At 36.4% G+C, this 22533-nt stretch carries 17 protein-coding genes; 7 read left to right on the forward strand and 10 right to left on the reverse strand.

Translation table 11 applies throughout. From position 1 onward, the window contains the following. Window positions 1-5 precede the first annotated feature (5 nt). Window positions 6-926, forward strand: coding sequence for a YihY/virulence factor BrkB family protein (locus U9K52_RS09105; RefSeq protein WP_322926075.1), 921 nt, complete (start codon window positions 6-8; stop codon window positions 924-926). 37 nt (window positions 927-963) lie between these two features. Here the strand turns inward: U9K52_RS09105 and U9K52_RS09110 are convergent, their stop codons facing one another. After that, window positions 964-1347, reverse strand: a complete 384-nt coding sequence (locus U9K52_RS09110; protein ID WP_248394907.1) for an HU family DNA-binding protein — start codon at window positions 1345-1347, stop codon at window positions 964-966. A gap of 521 nt (window positions 1348-1868) precedes the next feature. After that, entirely contained in the window at window positions 1869-2195 is a 327-nt protein-coding gene (locus U9K52_RS09115) for a helix-turn-helix domain-containing protein (RefSeq protein WP_248394908.1), read from the reverse strand. Window positions 2196-2355: 160 nt separating this feature from the next. Between U9K52_RS09115 and U9K52_RS09120 the strand changes: the two genes are divergently transcribed. From U9K52_RS09120 to U9K52_RS09135, 4 genes are read left to right on the forward strand one after another with little or no spacing between them, the layout of a single operon-like run. Then, entirely contained in the window at window positions 2356-3060 is a 705-nt protein-coding gene (locus tag U9K52_RS09120) for a hypothetical protein (RefSeq protein ID WP_322926076.1), read from the forward strand. Between the two features lie 11 nt (window positions 3061-3071). Then, window positions 3072-3758: a hypothetical protein gene (locus tag U9K52_RS09125; RefSeq protein WP_322926077.1), complete on the forward strand. Its 687-nt coding sequence runs from the start codon at window positions 3072-3074 to the stop codon at window positions 3756-3758. A gap of 17 nt (window positions 3759-3775) precedes the next feature. Further along, entirely contained in the window at window positions 3776-4315 is a 540-nt protein-coding gene (locus U9K52_RS09130; RefSeq protein ID WP_322926079.1) for a DUF6705 family protein, read from the forward strand. Window position 4316: 1 nt separating this feature from the next. Then, on the forward strand, window positions 4317-4856 hold the full coding sequence (locus U9K52_RS09135; protein ID WP_322926080.1) for a DUF6705 family protein: 540 nt from the start codon (window positions 4317-4319) through the stop codon (window positions 4854-4856). A 198-nt stretch (window positions 4857-5054) separates the two neighbouring features. Here U9K52_RS09135 and argS read toward each other — a convergent pair whose 3' ends face one another. From argS to U9K52_RS09160, 5 genes are all read right to left on the reverse strand, one after another. After that, complete coding sequence (gene argS / locus U9K52_RS09140; RefSeq protein WP_322926081.1) at window positions 5055-6815, reverse strand: arginine--tRNA ligase; 1761 nt, start codon at window positions 6813-6815, stop codon at window positions 5055-5057. A 109-nt stretch (window positions 6816-6924) separates the two neighbouring features. Continuing rightward, window positions 6925-8373: a SusD/RagB family nutrient-binding outer membrane lipoprotein gene (locus U9K52_RS09145; protein ID WP_263602282.1), complete on the reverse strand. Its 1449-nt coding sequence runs from the start codon at window positions 8371-8373 to the stop codon at window positions 6925-6927. 10 nt (window positions 8374-8383) lie between these two features. Continuing rightward, window positions 8384-11416 (reverse strand): SusC/RagA family TonB-linked outer membrane protein, encoded by a 3033-nt coding sequence (locus U9K52_RS09150; RefSeq protein ID WP_322926082.1) that lies wholly within the window; start codon window positions 11414-11416, stop codon window positions 8384-8386. Between the two features lie 414 nt (window positions 11417-11830). Continuing rightward, window positions 11831-13480, reverse strand: a complete 1650-nt coding sequence (locus U9K52_RS09155; protein WP_322926083.1) for a SusD/RagB family nutrient-binding outer membrane lipoprotein — start codon at window positions 13478-13480, stop codon at window positions 11831-11833. Window positions 13481-13489: 9 nt separating this feature from the next. Continuing rightward, the gene (locus U9K52_RS09160; protein ID WP_322926084.1) at window positions 13490-16477 is read right to left on the reverse strand and encodes a SusC/RagA family TonB-linked outer membrane protein; all 2988 of its coding nucleotides are present in this window, start codon (window positions 16475-16477) and stop codon (window positions 13490-13492) included. A 120-nt stretch (window positions 16478-16597) separates the two neighbouring features. On the opposite strand from U9K52_RS09160, the gene U9K52_RS09165 reads away from it, so the two are divergent. Then, a complete protein-coding gene (locus tag U9K52_RS09165) occupies window positions 16598-17212 on the forward strand; it encodes a ribonuclease HII (protein WP_322926085.1) in 615 nt (204 codons plus the stop codon). A 43-nt stretch (window positions 17213-17255) separates the two neighbouring features. Here the strand turns inward: U9K52_RS09165 and yidC are convergent, their stop codons facing one another. Then, complete coding sequence (gene yidC, locus U9K52_RS09170) at window positions 17256-19055, reverse strand: membrane protein insertase YidC (protein WP_248394916.1); 1800 nt, start codon at window positions 19053-19055, stop codon at window positions 17256-17258. A 246-nt stretch (window positions 19056-19301) separates the two neighbouring features. Further along, on the reverse strand, window positions 19302-20909 hold the full coding sequence (locus tag U9K52_RS09175; RefSeq protein ID WP_263602277.1) for a CTP synthase: 1608 nt from the start codon (window positions 20907-20909) through the stop codon (window positions 19302-19304). Between the two features lie 94 nt (window positions 20910-21003). On the opposite strand from U9K52_RS09175, the gene U9K52_RS09180 reads away from it, so the two are divergent. After that, complete coding sequence (locus tag U9K52_RS09180; RefSeq protein ID WP_322926086.1) at window positions 21004-21432, forward strand: hypothetical protein; 429 nt, start codon at window positions 21004-21006, stop codon at window positions 21430-21432. Between the two features lie 54 nt (window positions 21433-21486). Here U9K52_RS09180 and U9K52_RS09185 read toward each other — a convergent pair whose 3' ends face one another. After that, window positions 21487-22056 carry a YceI family protein gene (locus U9K52_RS09185; RefSeq protein WP_263602276.1) on the reverse strand — a complete coding sequence of 190 codons (570 nt, stop codon included), beginning with the start codon at window positions 22054-22056 and terminating at the stop codon, window positions 21487-21489. Window positions 22057-22533: the final 477 nt, after the last annotated feature.

Below are 22533 nucleotides of genomic sequence, written 5' to 3' on the forward strand. Positions count from 1 at the left end.
TATACATGATAAAAAGAATAAAATTTTTCTGGGAAGCACTGCGCGAAACATTTAAAAAATGGAACGAATCTTCAGCATCCAATGACTCTGCAAGCCTGGCGTATTATGCTATTTTCTCTATTCCGGGTCTGCTCATCATCATTATCTGGATCGCCGGTAATTTCTTTGGTGAAGAAGCGATACGCGGGCAGATCACAAGTCAGATCAGCGGTATTATGGGACAGGACGCTGCTAAAAGTGTTCAGGATATGATTGCGGGAGCTCTGGTGGATAAGGAAAATATTTTTATGAAAATTATAGGAATCGGCTCTCTGGTATTCGGTTCCACTACCTTATTTTTCCAGCTTCAGCGCTCGCTGAACAGCCTTTGGGATGTGCAGCCCGCTCCCAAAAAAGCATTCGTGAAATTTCTTCTGGACAGGGCCAATTCATTGGGAATGATCCTTATTTTAGGCTTTTTGCTGATGATCACAATGGTTCTTTCTTCTTTGATCAGCCTTCTTAATAACTGGATTACCAATTATTTCGGTGTAGAAACATATGTACTCGTAGAACTTATCAATTACATTATCGGGTTTGTTGTCACAATGATCCTTTTTGCTTTAATGTTTAAGGTTCTTCCGGATGTAGAAATCAGCTGGAAACCTGTATGGAGAGGCGCTTTTCTTACCACTGTTTTATTTACATTAGGAAAATTCCTGCTGAGCCTTTATTTCGGAACGGCAAAACCAACCTCGGCATTCGGTGCGGCGGGGACGGTAATCCTGATTATGATGTGGATCAATTATTCCTGCATGCTGATTTTCTTCGGGGCAGAATTTACCAAAATATACGCCCTGAAAAGAGGCTTCAAGATCATTCCTTCCAAACATGCAAAATGGAGTGATGCTAAATTGTATGAAGAAAGCATTCAAAATAATCCATAAACAAAATCCTCCGAATTCAGGAGGATTTTTTATTGGCTTACGCTTTCTTTTTGAACTCAGCCAGCTTCAGGGCATCTTTAATCATTTTACCCGGTCGGAAAATGGTTTTTACCGTTTTGATACTGGAAGCATTTACTTCTTCCGCTGTATTTCTCCCTTCGCTGGAACCACCTGCCTGCAGCGTAAAATATTCACCAACATAGACAATCTTACCATCGGCTACATCGTCTGCAATTTTAGAAAACGTGCTTTCGAGAACGGCGAGAATATCGGCTTTTGATACCGTAGAAACTGAGGCAGCGTGCTTCGCAAGATCTGCAAGAGTAGTTTTCCCGTCGCCAATGATATTGGCATAATACTTTGGAGGATTGTTGGGCTGCTGAGGGTTCTTTTTAGGAACAACATTGAATGTTATAGGCATTTTTTTTAATTATTTGTGTTAAACAATATTTTAATAGCAAAACTAAATTAAGAAAATTTTGAATATTTGTTATTAATCACTATGCTTATTTTAACACAAGTCTTGAAGTTCTGATTTAGCCGATTTCTTACAGATCTTCAAAGAGAAATTAACACATTAGTCACAGAAGAATTTTTGATAAACCTTGAAAACATTTCAGAACACATCAGAAAAAAATCAAAGATGTTTAAAAACTTATATGCTCTAAAATATTCGCAGCACTTTATACTTAATCTAATGTGGCTTAAGTGTTAAATGCTTTTGCGACTAAAGGTATATTGTTAAGAAGTTGCTTTTTGATATAATAAAAAACGCCCGGACGTTTTAATAAAAAGATACGCACGTTTTGCTCAAAAGATACGGACGTTTTAAATAAAACGTCCGTATCTTTTTATATAGTTGTTTTGGGGTGTCTATAAAAGCTCCCTTTTATTTCTTCAAAAGCTTCTCTATGAGCTTGTTTTGTGATTCGATAAGATAAGCTATCTGTTCCTGGTTTTCAGGATGCTTTCGATGAGTTCCAGCGACTGCATATTGAATACAGGATTATATTGATTTACAGCAGCAACGGCATGATCACTAAAGTCATTATTACTCATAATGTTGTTTACTGAATCATTTAAAAGATCATTAATATCTACTTCCAGCTCATCAGCAATTTTTTTTAATAACATTGAATTAGGAATACTTTTATCCGATTCTATATTAGAAATTGTACTTTGGGTAACGTCTAAACGCAGTGCCAGATCGTCCTGGGATAATCTTTTGGCTTCCCTGTATTGTCTCACCTTAGTTCCTAAACTCATCATATTAATATTTTAATAAAAAATATTAAAATATTAATGATCTCAGAATTTTTTTTTCTTTAGATTTGCCGCACAACTATAGATTGGTTTTTATCTCTTTCCAACCTTACGGATAAAACATGCATCTATAGGTAAGAATTAATTTAGTACACAACAAATGCAAATGATGAGAAAGAAAATTTCATGGCTGTTTTTATTGACAGTATTCCTCACGCTTTTTTCCTGTAGGAATGAAATGGAAACCACCAAAGATTCCCCGGGAAAGCACAATCCGCAATATTATGTTTCCCTACAGAAATTCCTTACCATAACGAGGGTAAGCAAAAAAGAGGTTTTCAACACCTCATCTGCACATGGAAGGGCGTCTTCAGAAGATTTTGAAATCGATACTACGGCGATAAGGCAAACCATAAGGAACCAGAATGTTACTGCCTTCTCCTTCCGCGTGCATCCCAAAAAAGAAGGCATAGTAGAAACAGAAGACGGGAAAGAAACCTTCTACAATATGGCTTTTGTAAAGAAAGACGGTACCTGGCAAAAAGAAATCTACCAGTATACTGTTTCCGAAGGATGGCTCTCTTCTCTAAAGGCAATGCCTAATGCCCCTTTTAACGGGAATATTACCCGAATTTACCCTTCGGGCGCTCAAGCAAGGGCATACATCTGCGGTTTTTCTGCCACCCCGGCCTTCCATTGCTACGCAGGGCATACCGATCCTAATGACGGAGACTGCGGAGATTGCTGGCACTGGAATACCACTTCCATCTGGTGTGATGACAGTACAGTGGGGGCCCGGATCATCCCACAAACGGGGAAATCGGGGGCGGAGGCGGAAGTGCAGAAAACGGAAATGACGGTTTTGATATGAACTTACCTCCGATGTTGCAAAACGACTCTGATTGTGATAAGGCAAAGACAATCTATAATAATACCGCTGTAAAATCTCGGTACGAATTATTGAAAAGCCATACAAGGGATGCACAAGAGACCGGATATGGCTTTAAAGTAATTTCTGCTAACGGTATCACAACCACTCAAACAGAACCTCTAAACCCGGATACAGTAAGTCCGGATAGAATGAGAATACTTCTGCAGCCTTCCAGCTTCGGTTATGTACATACCCACATCGAAAAGGCACAGCCAAAATTGGCTGTAAAAATATTTTCTCCGGCAGATATTAATACCTTCTTGGCTTATCTTCATAATGCCAAACAAAATAATACTTCTCTTGGTAATATTTTTGGGGGCTTGCTGGCTGAAGAATATAATGGAAGCGGAACAGAATTTTTTATCTACCAGCTGCAATACAATGGTGACGGGACAGATTTGCCTCCAGAGTTAACAGAGGAACAAAAGGAAGAATTTAGAACAGAATATATAAGAAAGGCACAAGAGATGGTAACAGATGATGTTGCAATTAGCCATTATAATTTGCAAAAATTATTTTTTCACTTTATAAAAAAAATAAATTTAAAAGATTGCGCTCTTTTTAAAATTAAAAATGGCATAAGAAAAAAGATAACGCTGGACGAAGATGGAGACCCAAAAGAAGAAACATGTGCATAAATTCAAAAAAATATATTATGAAAAACTTACTATTATTATTTATACTATGTATTTCTTGTTCCTACCCTAAAGCACAGGAACAAATTGTTCCTTTAGGAACTAAAGGATGGTCAGAAGAAAACATGTATTATAAAGACTTAGATCATGAACTTGACCCATTTGTAGGTACTTGGCAAGGAACTTTTCAAGGAAAAACCTTTGTTATTAATTTTACTAAAATTAAATATCATTTTACAATAAGCAATTATTATTCAGACATGATCGTTGGAAGATATAAATTATTAGACGGTAATGGTAACGAATTATATTCTACCTACAATTTATCACCTACTAGATCGAAAGTTAAAAGTATAAGCTTTATTGATTATAAAACAAAGCTATATTTGATTTTTACAGATAAATGTATAGAAGGAGATATCTTAATTCATTTTACTAATTATGAAAAGACACAATTGTATTGGAAATATATTACCAACCAAACAATTGTAACAGACGATTCGCAATGTGCTCCTTTCAATGAGATGCCCAGAGGAGAGTTTGTAATGAACAAACTTTAATATGAAAAGCTTACTATTACTATTTATACTGTGCATTTCTTGTTCCTATCCTAAGGCACAAGAACAAATTCTACCATTAGAAACTAAAGGAGAAAGAATTGAAGGTGCATATTATAAAGATTTACATCATGAACTTGATCCTTTTTTAGGAACTTGGCAAGGAATCTTTCAGGGAAAAACATTTATTATTACATTTAGTAAGATTAAAAGATTTAATTCGCTAGGTAATTATTACAAGGACACAGTAATAGGGAAATACAAAATGTTAGATTCGGGTGGAAATGAATTATATTCTACATATAATTTGGCAGGCAATAAAACTAAAATTTCTAGTATTGCCTTTATGGATTATAAAACAAAGCTTTGGCTTTCATTTACAGATAAATGCATAGAAGGAGATATCTTAATTCATTTTACTAATGATGAAAAAACACAATTGTACTGGAAGTATATTACAAACCAAACAATTGTAACAGACGATTCACAATGTGCTCCTTTCAATGAGATGCCCAGAGGAGAGTTTGTAATGAACAAGCTTTAACATGAAATTATTGTATAATTTGGGTGACTCAAGATATTTTCACAAATTTTTAACAGTTAAAAAATTGTCCTACACAACAAAATAGACCGTTTCACCAGTTGTGAAACGGTCTATTTTTAATTTTATTCTTATCTAAGTACAAAAATAGAATCTGCTAAACTATTTTAATCCAAATTACTAGTTGAAAATTACATTAATTTACATTCTGTTTACCGTTTCTATTCCCAGCAAGCGTAAGGATTTTCTTATTGTTTTCGCGGTAAGATCAGACAGATTTAATCTGATCTGCTTTATATTTCCATCTTCCTGAATCATAATAGGATTGCTCTGATAAAAAGAGTTGTAGGTCTTTACCAGATCATACACATAATTGGCGATCAGTGCAGGGCTTAATACCTCTGCCGCTTTTTGAACGACAACTTTATAATTGGCCAGCTGCATGACCAATGCCTTTTCATATTCGTTCAATGAAACATTCCGAACTTCTTTATACTCAAAATTTGCTTTAGCCAGCAAAGACTGAATACGGGCGTACGTATACTGAATGAAAGGTCCGGTATTTCCATTAAAATCAATACTTTCTTCCGGATTGAAGAGCATTTTTTTCTTCGGATCCACTTTGAGCATGAAATATTTTAAGGCACCCATTCCTACATTTTCGTAGTTTTCAGCTTTTTCCTCTGCCGTTAAGTTTTCCAGCTTCCCAAGTTCTTCCGCAGCGGTTTTTGCGATATTGTGCATTTCCTGCATCAGATCATCTGCATCTACAACGGTTCCTTCACGGGATTTCATTTTTCCGTTCGGAAGCTCAACCATTCCGTAAGACAAATGGTACAGCTGGTCTGCCCATGAATATCCCAGTTTTCCTAAGATTTTAAACAATACCTGGAAATGATAATCCTGCTCGTTTCCAACGGTGTAAATTAATTTCTGAATATCATTTTGCTTAAAACGCTCTACTGCAGTACCCAAATCCTGGGTCATATACACGGAAGTACCGTCTGAACGTAATAATAATTTCTGATCAAGACCTTCATCCGTAAGGTCACACCAAACGGAACCATCCTCTTTCTGATAGAGCACTCCTTTATCCAATCCTTCCTGAATAAGATCTTTTCCTAAAATATAGGTATTGCTTTCGTACTGAACCTGATCAAAATCTACTCCCAGTCTTTTATAGGTATCGGCAAATCCTTTATATACCCATGAATTCATTTCATTCCAAAGGTTTCTTACATGCTCATTGCCGTTCTCCCAATCGAGAAGCATCTGTTGAGCTTCTTTCATCAAAGGAGCCTCTTTTTTAGCCTGATCTTCAGACATTCCCTGAGCCAGAAGCTCTGCAATTTGCAATTTATATTCCTGATCAAATTTAACGTAATAATTTCCTACGAATTTATCACCCTTTATGCCGGTAGAATCCGGCGTTTCACCGTTTCCGAATTTTTCCCATGCCAGCATTGATTTGCAGATATGAATTCCTCTGTCATTGATGATCTGTGTTTTGATCACTTCATATCCTGCCTCTTCAAGGATCTGAGAAACAGAAAAGCCTAATAAATTATTTCTGATATGCCCCAGGTGAAGCGGTTTATTGGTATTTGGTGATGAATATTCCACCATTACTGTTGAATCCTTTTTTTCTACAGTGTCAAAGTTTTCCGCTAAAGCGCTGAAATTATCAATAAAGAATTGATTTTTAACTTTAACATTCAGAAATCCTTTCACAACATTAAAACTTTCCAGAAGTTCGGTTTGTTCCGTTAAAGCCTGTCCCAGTTCAGTACCGATGGTTTCCGGATTTTTTTTCAGTTGTTTTACCAAAGGAAAAGTGACGATGGTAAAATCGCCCTCAAACTCTGTTTTATTTTCCTGAACTTCCAGCATAATTCCTTTCAGTTGATAGACATTGAGGATTATTTCCAGAAGTTTTTCTTCTATTATATTTTTAATATTCATTATCTGTTATTTAAAAACCTGTCGTTCTTATTCTCAAATGCAAATATACGGAAATAAAAAAACCGCCCGGAGGCGGATTAAATATGAATGTTAACTAATGTGCTTAAAATTAAAACTTGTCCCAGAAAACTTTAGTGGTTAATAAATCTCCACCGATAGCTGAAGCTGCCGCGCTTACATTGCCACCGTTTGTCTGATATTCACTAGCCGGATAGGTCATACGTAAAGGGACACTGCTGATTGTTGCTGCTGCAGCCGGCTGAAGAGCAGGAAAATCAAGTCTTCTCCATGTATTCCAGGAAACTAAAGGCTGATTATACATGGCTACCCAAGCCTGTTCTCCGATAGATTTCTTCCAGTTTGAAGAATTATACGGGTGCGCTGCAAGGTAAGCTGCTGCACTTGATGTTACCCCCCAATCCGTAAAGGATGAAGTAATCGCATTGGCATAATTGGTTGCGGCACTTCCTCCGATACCCCAGCGTGCACTGGCCTCTGCCAAGTAGAATGCTACTTCCGTATAGCTCATAAGGATTCCCGGCGTTGTAGGAGTATAAGCAAAATCTCCAGGAGCAGAGAAGTTCGCAAATGATGCTGGAAGACCAATTGCCTGTCCGATATAATTACCTGTAGACCCTACAGGTTTAAAATATTTTGTTATTCTCGCATCGGTATTGGAATTCATATAATCAACCAATGTTTTACCGCCAACGAAGTCATTTCTGTTATTTGCCTTTACATTTTCGTAAATCGGGCTATAATTTGGTGATCCGCTTAAATACTGCAGTAAACAATTGTCTGCAGATGAGGTCATAACTCCGTTGTTAATAGCCGTAGTAGCTGTTTGCTGAGCAAGTGTAGGATTTGCGTCTGCAATGCCAATTCCTAATTTAAGCAGAAGTGAATTACCGAACTTTTCCCAGGCTGCAAGATTTCCTGAATAATAAATATCTGCTGAAGAAAAACTATCCGATTCCGAATCTAATCCTCCCGTAACATCAAGATTTGCTATATCCTGCTGAAGTCTTGATATTAAATTAGCATAAACTCCTGCTCCGTCGTCATACACCGGAGCTACATTTGAACCCAGCTGATTTGCCTGTGAATAAGGAATATTACCAAATGTATCTGCTAATAACTGGTAACTATATACCTGTAAAATATCTATAATCGCCAGCTGGTTTTTTTTGGTCGTAGGCCAGGTAAGGGCTTCAGCAGGTACCGGTTGATAGTCATTTATTAATTTTTTTGCCTGTACTAAACTATTCTGTACATTCACATAATTATCAATGTAAATCTGATTCGAAACATTTCTGTTGGTGAAGTTATAATTGCTTTCTTCCACATAGGTTGTTTCCTGCCAGTACTGCATGGTAAGCCTAAAATTATTTTCATTAACACTTGGCGTGTTCACGTAGTCACTCAATTCTTTTTGGGCATTTGTTACTAAACTCGAGGGAATAGTAGTATATGCCGAGTGAGGATCTAAATTTATATCATCAGACTCGCAACTGATGAATAGTGTACCTAATAATAAAGATATTATGATTTTTTTCATTTTTACATTTTTAGAAATTGATTTTTACATTGAATGAGAAGTTTCTTGTTGTAGGCATAACTCCGGACTGATATCCCTGAAGATTACCTGAAGACAATCCCGCTTCCGGATCAGCATACGGTAAGTTTTTATGGATAATCCAAAGATTACTTCCTATAATACTAAATGACATTCCCTGTATAAATTTAGAGCCTAACGCTTCTTTTGATAAATTATAAGTGATGGATGCTTCTCTCAGCTTCACATAACTTGCATCGTACACAAATGCTGCAGCCGGAGGATCTGTATTCAAAACCTGGCTTGATAAAGACTTATCTAATCTTACATTATTCGCGATGTACTGTCCGGGATTATTAGGATCCGGAATAACTCCTGCCAGGATTACACCTCCACCATTGGCCAATGTATTTCTTACAGGATTTCCCAAATCATTCATCCCTACTGAATCAGGATACAAACCTGTTCCATATCCGTAAGACTGGTCAAGTGAAAATACATTTCCACCTTCTTTTACATCAATCAGGAAGCTTAAAGAAAGATTTTTGTAATTAAGTGTATTTCTCAATCCTCCGAACCATTTTGCCTGATAGCTTCCCAGATCATTATTGGTAGTAGTTGTTTTCAGGTAAGCACCGGTATCAGGATCAATTATTTTCTGGCCATCCGGAGCATAGATAAAATCCGAGCCGTAAATTGTTCCATATAGTCCTCCCAGAGGTGCGTTCAGGGTAACTCCCCCTTGTGAAGTATTGGTCTGCAATGCCAGATTATCCACACCATTTTTCAATTCTGTAACAGTAGTTTTCGGATTAGACCAGTTTGCAACCAAATTCCATGAGAAATCCTGAGATTTGATTGGTGTCACACGCAATGAAAGCTCGAAAGCTTCAGTTCTTAAATTACCGATATTCTGTTTCTGCAATGTCGTTCCGGATGCATAAGAAACAAGCACATTGGAAATCAGATTTTCAGAGTCATTTTTATACCAGGTGGCATCAAATCCGATCCTGTTTTTCAGGAAGGAAGTTTCAAGACCGAACTCCATACTCTTTAACTTTTCCGCTACCAAATCCGGATTTTTCAAAACGCCGTTAAACTGATAAATAGGCTGACTTCCGAAAGGTGATCCTGCCAGGTAAGTATCAATTAACTGATTGGCATCTGTATCATTTCCAACGATGGCATAGTTGGCACGAGCTTTCGCAAAGCTAAGCCATGGCGCTTTAATTAAATTTGAAAGCACCACACTTCCCGAAACAGATGGATACCAGTATACATTATTGCCTTTTGACAAAGCTGTTGTCTGATCTCTTCTTACGGTTCCTTCAATATAATATGTATTTTTAAAGCCTAAACTCGCTTGTGCAAATATTCCTACCACCTGCTTACTTGTATCACTGGTTTGATTGAGCGGTCTTTCTTTTGAATTCGATATATCAAAGTAATTCGGCACACTCAGTCCTCCAACGGTGGTATGTACGTCAGAGTACGCCGCATTATAGCGGATGTTTGTACCTACAACTCCATTTAGATTTAAATCATCCGTAAGATCTTTTTTATATGTTCCGATGAAATCGTAGTTTCTTTCTGAAAATCTGTAGTTTCCTAAGTTATATCCGGAAGGCTGTGCCGTATTAATGTTAAGTCCGAAAATATTAGGTACGGAACCATTAGATTTTCTTTCTTCCGTAGTCATACTATAGCTATCATTGCTTAATCTTACTAAGAAGTTCAGCTCATCTGAGACGTCATAGCTTAAAGAAACATTTCCGCTGAATCTATCCCTGTTATCAGTCTGATAATTTTTGTAACGCTGGAAGTAAAGGTTATCCCAGTATTGAGGTGCAAGATTGGTAGGACTCGTAATATTCCAGGTATAGTTCTGCTCTGCAATATTGTATAAATCCTGCTGCTGTTTAATATCAACATTAGTAGGCCACCATTGTCTGAAACCGCTCATTACGTTCCCATTGTACCCGGTATCATTTCTACCTTTTGTTCTCTGTGTAATATAATTGGCGTATAATGAAGCCGTTAATTTATCTGAAATTTTGTAAGAAGCATTACCTCCGAAACTATTTTTTATTAATGAACTGTTTGGCAGTATGTCCGTAGCATCAAGATTGGTATAGTTGATTCTGTACGTTGATACATCGTTTGCCCCGCTTAAGGAAACACTGTTTGTAAAGTTCGTACCGTTTTTAAAGAAAGACAGCGGACCATTTTTGGCCATCGTCCAAGGTGTGGCTTTTCCATAGTTAGGAGAACCCGGGATGAATGAATCATACTGATATACTAACAGATTGGGATCATATTTTGGTCCGTAAGATGCATCACTACCAAACCCTGCAAGCAGGCCACCATTATAGCTTCCCCATTCGTCTTCTCCAAAATATCCTTGTCCGTATTCAGTCTGATATTCCGGGAAAGTTTTCTTATCAATAGAAGAAATGGTAATAGAGCTTGAATATTCTACGCCAATTCCTTTTTGATTTTTCTTACCTTTTTTAGTGGTGATGATAATCGCTCCGTTTGCTGCCCGTGAGCCATACAGAGCTGCTGCTGCTGCTCCTTTCAGCACGTTAATGGTTTCTATATCATTCGGGTTAATATCTGACGCTGCATTTCCGTAATCGACACCATATCGGCCGGTAGTCTGGCTTGATGTATTGATATTGTTATTGATGATCGGAACACCGTCAACAACAAAAAGCGGCTGGTTGGTTCCTGAAAAAGATTTAAAACCTCTTAAAACTACGTTAATGGAACCTCCAAAGTTGGTACTTTGTTTGATATCCATACCAGCAACCTGGCCAGATAAGTTATTTAAAAAATTGGGGGTTGGATTTTTGTTGACATCGTCACCTTTGACTTCCTGGGTAGCGTAACCCAAAGATTTTTTTTCTCTTTTGATTCCCAGTGCGGTTACCACCACACCTTCGATGTCTTGCGTTTTAACTGTATCACTCTTTGGCTGTACCTGTGCTATAGCGAAAGACGATGACAGTACGGATGCAAGTACACCCATTGTTAGTTTCTTCATATCTAATTAAATTTTGCTAAACAAAGTTTAAAAACTTTCTTAAAATGGCAAAAGAAAATAGTCAAAAATTAACACTTTTTCAAAAAAAGAAAATAATATAGTTTAATCATTCATAAATATTTGTTAATTGATCCATTTTTAACAAAAACTAATTAAATCATTGAAGTAAAATTTATATAAATACCAATTTTTTGTAATTGTTATTTTCTATATCGATTTATTGTAAAAAAAATATCCATAACAAGTGATAAACAACAGGTTACAAGTAAATATATCACCATTAAGAGAATGGAAGAATAATTAAATACAATGTATCGCATATAAATTATTTTATAAATTTTCTGAATTTTAACATTTTGAGCCAAAAAAAAGCCGCTGTGAACAGCGGCTTTTAAGGTTAACAAATAAACGGATTTAGTTTTGATTCCAGAAAGGAGTAAACTGATTTTTCACAAAAACCTGTGCACTTGAAATATTTGGAACATTCGCTGAATTTGCCGCATATTCAGAGTTTGGATAAACCAATCTGTAAGGTTTATTAGGAAACTGTGCTGTTGTAGCCATTGGCGTAAACGGATAACCTGTACGATTGTATTCAATAAACATTTCTGTTGGGTTAATATTCGTCAATGCAATCCACTTCTGTGTCATGATAGCTTCAACCTTTTGTGTGTCTGAGCCTGTCCATCCCAGTCCTGGCCGTGCATTAGCAGCAGTAACATAGCTGGAAATCTGTGTAGCATTAGCTCCCAACCAGGCACCATTTGCAGTTATAGCTGTAGCAAATTTGGCAGATGCATTAATTGTACTAAAAATTGCGGGCCATCTCAATGCCGCCTCTGCCTGTAGTAAATTACTTTCAGCTCTGGAAAAAAGAACGCCACCTCTTGCATTGTTAGCTGCAATTACATCACCCCAAGTCGAAATGGCAGTTGCACCAGAAAAATTACCTGTGCCTAATTTTGAAGTATTCACATTGTTAACAGGTACTCCAGGCTGACCAGGAACGTTTCCTTGTCTTACACCTTTTAATCCTGTGAATGGATTACCACCTGCATCAACAGAAGTCACATTGGTAAACAATCTTGATCTTCTGGGATCCTTAAGTCCTGTAAACTTACTATAATTGCTGTCGTTTAATATTACATTTCCTTCTAATGAATTAGCCATATGCTCAGAAACAACTACCACGGCATAATTTGATACTTGCTGACCTGAAGCGTTTCTAGCCCAGTTTAAGATAAAAGGATTCATTTTGTCATCACTTGCTGAAGAATATCCCGGATTAACCGTTACTTCCTCATCTATGAATGTAGCATTGGATAAACTCTGCAGTTTTGTATTTCTATACGTTGCCAGATCACCGGTAACTTTAGACATTCTAATCAACAGTCTCAGCTTAATTGTATTTGAAAGTGCTTTCCACTTATCCATATCACCACTAAAGACAACATCAGAAGATGGTTCTAAAGGATGAAAATCCGTTGAGCTTTGAGCGTTATCAATTAAAGTATTGGCTTCTTCCAATTTAGATATTAAGCTTTTATAGATATCTGTGTCATTATCATATTTAGGAGTAGTATTCTGCTGGCCCAAGAAAGCTTCACTGTAAGGAGCATCTCCATACAGGTCAACAATATACTGCATATAATATGCTTTCATAATTTTAGCAATGGCAATATAATAATCCTGCTCATGATTTGAATTCTTAAACCTTTCCATCTGATCGAAGTTGGCAATTCTGGGATATAACCCTTCCCAAATTCCTCTGTAAAAAGTATTGTCTACACTGGATAAACTGAATTCTCTAGAATAAGGGCCTGCAATTGTATATGAATTCCCAGCCCAGCTGTTCATCATAAGATTACCAAACTGCATCATAGTCCCGGCCTGTGTTCTGTAAGCTGTAGTAATTGCCCCCGGAAGCATCAGCTCCGGAGTGATTTCTTCTGCCTGTATTGCATTTGGATTGTCATTCACATCCAAATACTCATTACTACAAGATACAGCACTTAAGCTTAAAGTTGCAGCTAAAATTGTTATTAAGAATTTATTGTTTTTCATTTTTGTCAATTAAAAAGTTACATTAAAGTTAAAACCAAAAGTTCTCATGCTAGGATACTGGCCAGTAACAGCAATCCCTGCAGCATTACCTGTAGTATTAGCCGTTTCCGGATCGTTAAAGTTTCTGTTATCCTTAGCATAGATGAAAAATGGGTTTCTCGCATACACCCCTATCGTTAATGAATTAACAAAACTGTTTCGTAAAATAGATTTCGGCAAATCATAGCTTAAAGCGATTTCTCTTACTTTTAAAGCAGTACCATCTACTACAAATTCTTCACCGACAGATGTATAAGCAGCAGTTGTAAAATAATTCATTACTCCGAAGTAGCTTGGATCATTTCCTACCGGCGTAGTATTGGCAACATATTGCCCGTTTACCAACTGTACGGAATTTGGAATTACATACCCCTGAGACCTGTCAAAATCAGCAGTTTTTTCCAATGAACCCGTAGTACCTAAACTTGTTTTTGCGAGTGATACAAAACTGTTTCCTGTTCTGTAATCCGCAGTTGCGCTCAAAGTAATTCCTTTGAATTTAAATGATGTATTAAATCCTAAGATATAATCCGGATTTACTTTACCCAAAACTTCAAAATTTGTTGTAGACAAAGGATTTCCGTTTGCATTTACGATGATATTTCCATTAGGATCTCTCTGATATCTGGTTCCCTTAATTACAGGAAAGTTTTCACCTTTAACAGCAAATATCCCAACATTGGTAGTCGTAGAATTATACAAAGCTACTTCATCCGCACCATCTGCTAATGATAAGATTTCCGTATCATATGTTGAATAAGAACCTCTTACTTTCCATTCAAAATCTTTGGTTTTAAACGGAGTAAAGCCAAGATCTATTTCATATCCCTGGTTTCTGCTATTCCCGATATTATCCTGGAAATTGGTAATACCAGAAGCTGAAGAAGTAGTAATAGTTGTAATAAAGTTCTTGTTATCATTTCTGAATACAGAAGCATCAACGGTAATTCTGTCTCTGAAGAATCCTAACTGTAAAGATGCCTCTTTTGAATAATAGAATTCCGGTTCAATATCCTGTGCAAAAATTGTAGTTGTCGGCAAATAAGATGAAAGCGAGCCAAACGGATATCCTACAGGAAATGCTCCCACTCTGTCTAACCCATATAAACTAATTGTAGAACTGTTACCTACTCTACTGTAGTTTAAACTTACTTTCGCATAATTAAGCACATCGCCTTTAATACTTGCAAATGCTTTGGTAGGAACAAATGAAGCTCCGAAAGAATAATACGGATACCCTTTATTACTGAATGGCAGCTGAACCCCCTCAACAGTTACAGGGTTTACACTCGTCAAAGAACTTTTTTCATATCTGAATGTAGAGTTGAAAAATAAGAAATCTTTATAATCCAAATCTAAATTGGCAAACCACGCAAATGATCTTTGTCTGGTCTCGTTATTATTAAGATTATAAAACTGATCCGGCTGCAATACGTTATTGATATGATACCATCCCGGAATTTTTAAGTTCTCACCACCAACCTGAGCAGTTGAACTTGAAGCATCCTGAATATTGTGTCCTACATTGAATTTCAAACCTAGATCATCCGTTAAACGATAATCAAAATTCGCCATTAAGTCACCGTAGTATCTAAAGCTTGAAGCAACGGTTTTATAATAATTGGATACAATTGGATCTAGCCCGTAATCTACAGGTGAGGTTCCGTCAATAGGAGTGTTTGTACCATCATATACTCTGTCGAAAGCAAAAGCATTCAAATGACTCTCCTCAACACTTGATCCTGAAACAGCCGTTCCGGAATATGTAAATGAGATATGATCATTCAGCTTATACTCCAGATTGATCAATCCGGTAAACGTTCTGTCTTTAATATCGCTTCTATCATTATCGATAGTCCAATAAGGATTAACAGTATAAATACTGTAACTGGCATCCGGAAGAGAATATCTGAATTGTCTTATATCAACATTTGTAGGAGTCTGTAGTAATTGTCCGTATAAGCTGGAATTAGTATTAGAAATTCTTCTGTCCAAATAATTCACGTTTCCGTCAATTCTAAATTTACCTAATTGCTTTCCTGCTTTAAAGATAAAGTTATTTCTTTTCAGATTATCTCTATCTACAACGAAATCATTTTCAGCTCTGTTTACAGACAAGAAAACATAAGAGTCTGATCCGCCTGCTGTTACAGACAATCCGTTTTGTATTAAAACTCCCGTTTTAAAAAAATTGGATATTCCGTCTTTTTTATAATCAAATGTTTCTCTAAACCATGAATTGTCAGCCTGAGGCATACCTACAAGCAATGACTGCCCGCCTAAAACAGTTGAATAAGACGGCCCCCAGTTTGTATTTTCATAAGGCGTCCAGTTGGCGCCGCCATAATCCGTGGTATCAAAAGTGTCGCCAGGATATCCCTGTCCATAAATTTTTTGTCTGATCGGCAGTTTAAAAACACTTGAAAAGTCTATGGAACTGGTAAGATTAAATTGTAATTTTTCAGATTTGGTTCCTCTTTTCGTTGTTACTACAATAACACCGTTACTTCCTCTTTCACCATATAACGCAGCTCCCTGCATTCCTTTGATAATGTTCATGTTATCAATAATTTCAGGCGGTATATTTTGTAGAATGTCAAGCGTAGATATTACTCCGTCAATAACAACCAACGCCTGATTGTTTCCGGAAATGGATCTTGGACCTCTCAAGACTACTCTCGTAGAGGAATTTACTGAATTATTCGTGGTGTTAATTTGTAACCCGGAAACCTTACCTGCTAAAGACTGAACAGCGTTAGGGTTATTAGCCTGCGTAATTTCAGCATTATTTACCACCTGATTGGTAGAAGTAATTGCATCTTGTCTTTTTTTCAGACCTAAAGCTCCTGTAACAACAACCTCACGAATATCCTGAGTTTTTAGAGAATCCTGAGCACTCAGCATCGCAAACGACGATGTAAGAACTACAGCTAAAACACTCGTAGTTAATTTCTTCATATTTAATTTGATTATTCTTTTTTGTTCGTGCAAATATGAAAAACTTTCTAAAGGCAGCCAAGTGTTTTGTTAAAAATATTTAAATTTGCTTAGTTTTATGATTTTAGTTCTATAAATAATATGGATTTACTTAAAAAATGGTCGGTTTTTTACGTTGAAGCAGGATGCGATGAGGTAGGCCGGGGCTGTTTAAGTGGTCCGGTGGTAGCAGCAGCAGTTATTTTGGATGAAAATTTTAACCAAAACATGGTGAATGATTCCAAGAAACTGAATTTTAAGACAAGAATGGATCTCGATCAGTATATAAAAGACAATGTGAAAGATTATGCGATTGCTGAACTTCCTGCCGGATTTATAGATGAACATAACATTCTTAATGCAAGCATCCATGCGATGCATCAGGCTTTGGATAAGCTTAGTATACGCCCCGAACTTATTCTGGTAGACGGAAACCGGTTCCACCCATACAATTTTATTCCCCATCAATGTATTGTAAAAGGCGATTCGAAGGTTTTATCTATTGCCGCGGCTTCTATTTTAGCGAAAAATTACAGAGATAAATTAATGATTGAACTTCATGATGAGCATCCTGAATATGGATGGAATACAAATTTCGGCTATGCAACGAAAAAACATCAGCAGGCATTAGTAGAATTTGGACCAACAAAGTATCACAGAAGATCATTTCGTTTGGATTACAGCATTCAAGATGAGTGTCTTGATTTAAGTTATTAATAAAAAAAGAGAAGCAAATGCTTCTCTTTTTAGTTTTATTGAATTATTTCTTTTTATTTTTTTGCTGCTCCTGATATTTTTGCTGTTCCTGAGCCTTTTCCATCATTTCTCTCATTCGTTTCTGAAACTTTCCTTCAGTTTTTGGCTTTTCTTTATTAGCCTGAATCTGCGCATGAATTTTTTTCTCATCCAGGATGACATATTTAATCACAAGGATAATTAAGATATTAATGGCATTTGATACAAAATAATACCATGAAAGACCGGATGCAGAAGTGTTCAGGAAGAATAAGAATGTAACCGGGAAAATATACATTAATACTTTCATATTCGGCATTCCTTCCTGTTGAGGCTGCTGCATATTTCCTGAAGTCATAATGGTATAAATTAAAATCACAATGGTACATGCAATCGCAAAAATACTCAGGTGATCTCCCAGGAAAGGAACTTTAAACGGCAATTTAATCAAATCATCATACGCCGTTAAATCTTTTGCGAACCAGAACCCCTGTCCTCTCAAATCAATAAAATTCGGGAAGAAACGGAATAACGCGTAGAAAATAGGAATCTGCACCAAGGCCGGCAAACATCCCGCCATCTGGTTAACTCCGGCTTTACGGTAAACTTCCATTGTGGCCTGCTGTTTTTTCATTGGGTCGGCATCTTTCAGTTTTGCATTCACCTCATCGATTTCAGGACGAATTACTCTCATCATGGCACTCAGCTTGTGCTGTTTGTACATGATTGGAGACAAGATCAGTTTAACAATAATCGTCATCAGGAAGATTACCCATCCGGCTGTGATCCCCCAGTCGGCAATGATATTGTACATCGGAATAAAGAAATAACGGTTCATTGCACCGATGAAAGACCAGCCTAGAGGAAGAATTTCGTCAAAATTTTTATCGTAAGATTTCAATAAAGGTAAATCCAGCGGCATAAAATACCATGTGAAATCCTGGTTCAGCTCACTTCCCGTCATCTGTACAAAACCTTCATAATTCAGTTTTTTCAGATATTCTCCTTCTTCAATCGTTTCCTGGTTTCCCTTACTTTGGGTAAATCCTGTTTTAGATTCAATTACAGAAGCAAAGAACTGCTGTTTTACCCCGATCCAGTTCAGGGTTTCCTTATCTTCTTCCATCGTCGTCCTTCCGTCATAATCATAATTTTTATAATTATTAAAGGCGTAGGAGAATTCCGAGTGAGACTGTTCCTGAGCTCTACCCTTTTCAAGGTTTCTTACATTGTAATCCCAGATAAAATCAGCTTTGTTATCCGAAGTAATTTTTGCAAGCCCCTGTGTTCTTACTTTAAAATCAAGCGTATATTTCGGAAGTAAAGTATAAATAAACTGAATAACAGCACCATTATAATTTGCCGTCATCGTTACCGCATTTCCATTAACTGTAGGAGAAAATACAAGATCTTTTGTATTGATTACTTTTCCTGTTTTATCTTTAAACTGAAAACCGTAATTCGAATTATTTTTTGTGATTAAATAAAGCGGAAGATCTGCCTTATCTGTTTTATGATCGTATGCTTTATACTCTGCAAGCTCCACTTTCGAAACCTGTCCTCCAAGACTGTTGAATTCTACCTTCAGTTCTTTGTTGGAAAGATTGGCTGTCTGAATAGCATTCGGAGTTACATTAGGATTGATATTGTTTGCCTGAGATGGTTTTACGGCATTTTTTACCTGCTCGGTTTTTTGTTGTTCAGCCTTTATCTGTTCTTCCTTGGATTGTTTATTCTGAAAATAAAACATAAATCCGAAAAGCACCAAACATAAAACCGCAAAACTGATAATCTGACTTTTATCGAGTCCGTTGTTCTGTTGCATTTTATTTTAATTAAATTTTTACCTGTTTAAATTTAAATGTATATCAAACTGATTTACATTTTTTCGAGTCGACAAAAATACTGTTTTTTTATCAAACCTCTATACAATACTGTGTTACTATATAATAAACTCAGGCTGAGAATAATCAGTCTGAGTTTATTATAAAGACGTTTTCAGTAATAAATTACTTTATAAAACTATAAACCTTCAAGGTTTTCAAAATCTTGAAGGTTTCTCATATCTTAATTATTTCGATGTACAAGCTTTAATGAAAGCCCTGAATAATGGGTGCGGTGTTGCAACCGTACTCTTATATTCCGGGTGATACTGTACGCCTACATAGAAAGGATGGCCCGGCATTTCAAGCGCCTCAACCAATCCCGTTTCAGGATTTGTACCTGTAGCCAGGAAGCCGTTCTTTTCAAATTCACCGATATAGTCACTGTTGAATTCATATCGGTGACGGTGTCTTTCCGTAATGTTTTTAGCTCCGTAGATGTCATTTAACTTAGAACCGTTTTTTAAAGAACATTTCCATGCCCCTAGACGCATAGTTCCACCTTTATCTACTACATTTTTCTGTTCCTCCATTAATGAAATCACAGGATGTTCGGTAGAAGTATCGAACTCCATGGAGTTGGCTTTTGTATAACCTAAAACATTTCTGGCAAATTCAACGGTCATAATCTGCATTCCCAGACATATCCCCAGCATCGGAACTTTATTTTCTCGTGCATACTGAGCGGTAAGAACCTTTCCTTCGATTCCCCTGTCACCGAAGCCCGGCGCAATAAGAATCCCGGAAACACCGGCTAGCGTTTCTTTAATATTTTCGGCTGTTAAATCTCCGCTGTATACCCATCTTATTTTAACTTCCGTTTCAAGATCTGCCCCTGCGTGTTTAAAAGCTTCCGCAATGGAAATATAGGAATCCTGAAGAGATACATATTTTCCAACCAAAGCAATTTCCACTGATTTTTTAGGGTTCTGGAATTTTTTCAGGAACGATTTCCAATCTTTCAGGTCCGCTTCTTTATCACTTTTAAGATCCAGTTCTTTGAGAACTACATCGTCAAAATTCTGTTTCTGAAGATACATCGGAACTTCATAGATTGTTTCCAGATCTTTACACTCAATTACATTATCCAAAGGGACATTACAGAACTGAGCCAGTTTTGCTCTCTGGTCTTTCGGGATTTTATGTTCGGTACGGCAAACCAGAACATCTGCCATAATTCCGCTTTCCATTAACTGACGAACAGAATGCTGCGAAGGTTTTGTTTTTAATTCTCCGCTGGAAGCAAGATATGGTAACAATGTTAAATGAATTACCATTGAATTATTCTCACCAAGCTCCCATTTTAGCTGACGAACCGTTTCAATATAAGGTAAAGATTCTATATCTCCCACAGTTCCTCCGATTTCTGTAATGATGATATCGTAGTTCTGTTTGGATAAAATTTTAATTCTTCGCTTAATTTCGTTGGTGATATGAGGGATTACCTGAACTGTTTTTCCAAGAAAATCTCCTTTTCTTTCCTTTTCAATGACTGTCTGATAAATTTTGCCGGTAGTAACATTGTTGTTTTGAGAAGTAGGAGCATCAAGATAACGCTCGTAATGACCTAAATCCAGATCCGTCTCCGCACCATCTTCGGTTACATAACATTCTCCATGTTCATAAGGATTCAATGTTCCCGGGTCGATATTGATATAAGGATCAAGCTTTTGAATGGTTACGTTGAAGCCACGTGATTTTAGCAGAAGTCCCAGAGAAGCAGAAACGATTCCCTTTCCCAAAGATGAAGTTACACCTCCTGTCACAAAGATGTACTTTGTATTCTTTTTACTCATTAGATTAGGTTTGTGCAAAGTTATGGGAAAAAGAAATACAAAGCAATTTTGTATTAAAATTTGATTGTGTATTTTAGAGAAGATAAAATTTACAATGGAAATTATCAATCAATTAGTTTATCTGAAATATATTGAACTGGTAAATGAAAATGGGTTGTTACTAAAATTCGACAATTTGCCATTTTGGAAAAATAATCGGTTTAATATTTATTTTACAGAGCGTCATCATGATTATTACGAATGTATATCTATTCATTTTAAAGAAAATGTCCTAAACTATCATATGATTTTTAAAAGCCTGATTGGGGAACAACTGTACATCGAAATTTCAAATCAGCTTCTTAATGTTTGGTATGCTGAATATTTTGACCATATTGAAGATAGAAATATGGTAGACCATCTCGAAGAAATTGAAGTTTCAAATGTTAAGTTTGAAAAAATGGAGAAAACTGCTCAGGACTGGAAAAATGAATACATCGATTTAGAGAGCACTTATCTTGATCTGCTCGCAGGAAATAAATAAAAAAGGTTTCCAGAAACTGAAAACCTTTTTCTAAATCAAATTTATATATGAAAATTATTGCTTCACCATTTCAAAATATAAGTTCACGTCAACGTCTTTTGCAACACCGGCTCCCGTAGGATCATATTTGATGTTGTAATCCAGACGGTTTACTTTAAATGAAGCCTGGAAACCCATCACTTCTTTACCCTGCTGGTTTTTGGTAACCCCACCGAAAGTAACAGGAACGCTTATTTCTTTGGTAACATCTTTTATCGTTAATTTTCCTTTAACCACATAAGAATTGTTTTTTTCTTTAACAACTGAACTTGTTACAAAAGTCATGGCAGGAAATTTTTCTGCATCAAAGAAATCCGCACTTTTCAGGTGGTTATCTCTCATCTCCACGCCGGTGTTGATTGAGCTTACATTTACATTGAAGCTCAATTCCGCATTATCAAGGGTATTTCCTTTAGTAACTGCCTTACCGTCAAACTTATCAAACCTCCCCTGCACAAAGCTGATTCCCATATGCTTAATATTAAAATTAACAGAAGAATGCATCGGATCTACCTGCCACCCTGTCTGCGCAAAGCCTACCATGCTTAAAAGCGCAAATACAAAAGTTAAAAATACCTTTTTCATTGGATTTATTTTTTAGATTAAAATTATGATACAAAAGTAAGTCCGTTCTTGTAATTTAGCATTGATCTATGTTAGTTTTTTGATTTGGATAAAATTATTTTAGAATAAATTAGATGAACCAAATACATAATAAATAGAACGATAAATGAAATTACATACATGAAAATTTTCAGGAGATTTTCACTAGTGGAGTCTGAAAAATAAATAAAAGGATTATTTCCTGAAATTACTAAAAACAACAAATAAATAATTTCAAACAACATTGCAATCCGAAGAATTGAATAATAATGTTTTCGGAAAATAATCACCGTTAGCAAACCAATTGCAGTAATAACAGAACAAAAAATAAGAATAAATATTGAGTACATACCATAATCTCCTCCGGGAAGACTGAGGTATTTCACAATACAATCTGTTAACTGCGCATGCAAAAGTGACATCACCACAAAAACCATCAAACTCAAAAAAATATTTTTC

The organism is Chryseobacterium sp. MHB01 (genome assembly GCF_034651565.1).
GTDB lineage: Bacteria > Bacteroidota > Bacteroidia > Flavobacteriales > Weeksellaceae > Chryseobacterium > Chryseobacterium nepalense.